Origin of the sequence: Micrococcus sp. HMSC31B01 (assembly GCF_001816085.1) — a bacterium.
GTDB lineage: Bacteria > Actinomycetota > Actinomycetes > Actinomycetales > Micrococcaceae > Micrococcus > Micrococcus luteus.
On sequence record NZ_KV824806.1, the window covers coordinates 1 to 2,626 of the forward strand.

Below are 2,626 nucleotides of genomic sequence, written 5' to 3' on the forward strand. Positions count from 1 at the left end.
GGGAGTGGAGGCGTCCTGGGGCGGGGCGGGCGCGGTGGGCATGGCCCCCAGCGTAGGGGTCAGCCCCCGTCCGGATCGCTCCGTACGCTGGCGACGTTCCTGGCGGTGCCGTTCCCCGCGCTGGGCGCGGGCCTGCGGGACGGCAGGTTCCTGGCGTCCCTGCTGGTCCTGAACTTCGTGGTGGTGCCGGCGGTGGTGTTCGGGCTGAGTCGGTTCGTGGCCCACGACGACGCGCTGCTCGTGGGCGTGCTCCTCGTGCTGCTGGCCCCGTGCGTGGACTACGTCATCGCGTTCACCGCGCTCGAGGGCGGGGTGGCCGAGAGGCTGCTGGCGGCCGCTCCGCTGCTTATGCTCGTCCAGCTGGTCGTGCTGCCCGTGCTGCTGCGGGCGTTCGCCGGTCCGGAGGCGGTCGCCGCCGTCGACGCCGGGCCGTTCGTCCGCGCGCTGGTGGTGCTGATCCTGTTGCCGCTCGCGCTCGCGGCGCTGCTCCAGTGGGGTGCGGTGCGCGGCCGCGGTGGGGTGCGGTGCGCGGCGGCCGGGGTGGTGCGCGGGTTCACGGCGGCGATGGTCCCGCTCATGGTCGTCACGCTGTTCACGGTGGTCGCCTCACAGATCCGCGGGGTGGGGGAGCAGCTGCCCGCGCTGGCCGCCGTCGTGCCCCTGTTCGCGGCGTTCGCCGCCGTGACGGTGGCCCTCGGCGTGGTGGCTGCGCGGTGGGCGCGCCTCGACGTGCCCGCCGGGCGGGCGCTCGTGTTCTCGGGCGCGACGCGGAACTCCCTGGTCGTGCTGCCGCTGACCTTGGCCCTGCCGGCGAGCCTGGACCCGGCCCCGCTCGTGGTGGTGACGCAGACGCTCGTGGAGCTCGGGGTGATGGTGAGCCTCGTCCGGCTGGTGCCCCGGCTGCTGCCGCTGCACGGGCAGTCCGCGGGGGCGGGCGCGCGTCGAACCGTGACCTGACCGCCCAGAATGTTGCCTTCCCGTGACCGGAATCACGGTCGCGGGTCGCTATGGTGGGCGACATGAGCCTCTCGTTCGTGTCCTCGGCGCGCCGCCGTCACGGCGGCCTGGCTTCGGCCGCGCTGTTCCATCCGCTGGTCGAGGCGGCCACCGGCGCGCTGCCCGTGATCGACCCCGCCACCGGGCGTCCCGCGTCCGAGGGAGCGGGCGCGGCGCGGACCGAAGCGCCCCGCGCGGCGGGGACCGGTCCTGCACAGGCCGCAGCGGAGGCCGAGCCGTCCACGGAGGCCGGTTCCGCTCGGGGCTGACCGCTCCGCCCCGTCCCTAGAATGGTCCGCATGGCTGGACTGATCGTGCGCAAGGACATCGACCTCGTCCGCGAGCGCACGGATCTGAAGGCCGTCGTGGAGGAGTTCGTCACCCTCCGCTCGGCGGGCGTGGGCTCATTCAAGGGGCTGTGCCCGTTCCACGACGAGCGGACGCCGTCGTTCCACGTGCGCCCCGGCGTGGGCACCTACCACTGCTTCGGCTGCGGCGCGCACGGGGACGTCATCAGCTTCCTGATGGAACTCGAGCACACCACGTTCACGGAGACCGTGGAGCGGCTGGCGTCCCGCGTGGGGGTGGAGCTGCACTACGAGGACGGCGGCACCGGCCCGGACAAGGCGGAGACGGGGCGCCGTCGTCGCCTGTTCGAGGCGAACAAGGTGGCGGACGAGTTCTTCCGTCGGGCCCTCGGCTCGCCTGAGGCCCAGGCCGCCCGCGACTTCCTCACCCAGCGGGGATTCACACAGGAGCACGCGGCGCAGTTCGGCCTCGGATACGCCCCGCAGGGGTGGTCGCATCTGCTGGACCACCTGCGGCAGAAGGGGTTCCGGGACGAGGAGCTGCGCGCCTCCGGGCTGGTGTCCGAGGGGCAGCGCGGCCTGTACGACCGGTTCCGCGGCCGCCTGCTCTGGCCCATCCGGGACATGACCGGCGCGACCATCGGCTTCGGCGCGCGCAAGCTGTACGACGACGACCCCGGGCCCAAGTACCTCAACACCCCCGAGACGCCGCTCTACAAGAAGTCGCAGGTGCTCTACGGGATCGACCTGGCCAAGCGGACGATCGCCAAGGAGCGCCAGCTGGTGCTCGTCGAGGGCTACACGGACGTGATGGCGGCCCACCTGGCCGGTGTCGGGACGGCGGTGGCCACGTGCGGCACCGCGTTCGGCGCGGACCACATCAAGGTGGCCCGCCGCCTGATCTCCGACGACGGCACGGGCGGCGAGGTGATCTTCACCTTCGACGGCGACGAGGCCGGGCAGAAGGCCGCGCTCAAGGCGTTCGACGAGGACCACCGCTTCCTCGCCAAGACGTTCGTGGCCGTGGAGCCCAGCGGCATGGACCCGTGCGATCTGCGCATGCAGAAGGGCGACGAGGCGGTGCGCGCGCTCATCGCCTCGCGGCGCCCGCTCTTCGAGTTCGCGATCCGGGCCGGGCTCAAGGACTACGACCTCGACACCGTGGAGGGCCGCGCCGGTGCCCTGCGCCACGCGGCGCCGATCGTGGCGGGCATCAAGGACGCCGTCCTGCGTCCCGGCTACGAGCGGGAGCTGGCCGGCTGGCTCGGTCTGGACCCGAACGCCGTGCACCGCGCCGTGGTCGCGGCCGGGCGCGCGCCGCG

The 2,626-nt window shown here is 73.5% G+C and carries 3 protein-coding genes; all 3 read left to right on the forward strand.

Annotated features, from left to right (window positions below; translation table 11 throughout):
• Positions 1-105 precede the first annotated feature (105 nt).
• The gene (locus HMPREF3105_RS00205; RefSeq protein WP_371441087.1) at positions 106-957 is read left to right on the forward strand and encodes an arsenic resistance protein; all 852 of its coding nucleotides are present in this window, start codon (positions 106-108) and stop codon (positions 955-957) included.
• A 62-nt stretch (positions 958-1,019) separates the two neighbouring features.
• On the forward strand, positions 1,020-1,265 hold the full coding sequence (locus HMPREF3105_RS00210) for a hypothetical protein (RefSeq protein ID WP_070708491.1): 246 nt from the start codon (positions 1,020-1,022) through the stop codon (positions 1,263-1,265).
• A 30-nt stretch (positions 1,266-1,295) separates the two neighbouring features.
• The coding region (gene dnaG, locus HMPREF3105_RS00215; RefSeq protein ID WP_070708490.1) for a DNA primase at positions 1,296-2,626 on the forward strand (1,331 nt) is incomplete at its 3' end.

Coding starts and splice junctions, on each gene's coding strand:
- HMPREF3105_RS00210 (WP_070708491.1), top strand. CDS start 1,020: ATGAGCCTCTCGTTCGTGTCCTCGGCGCGCCGCCGTCACGGCGGCCTG.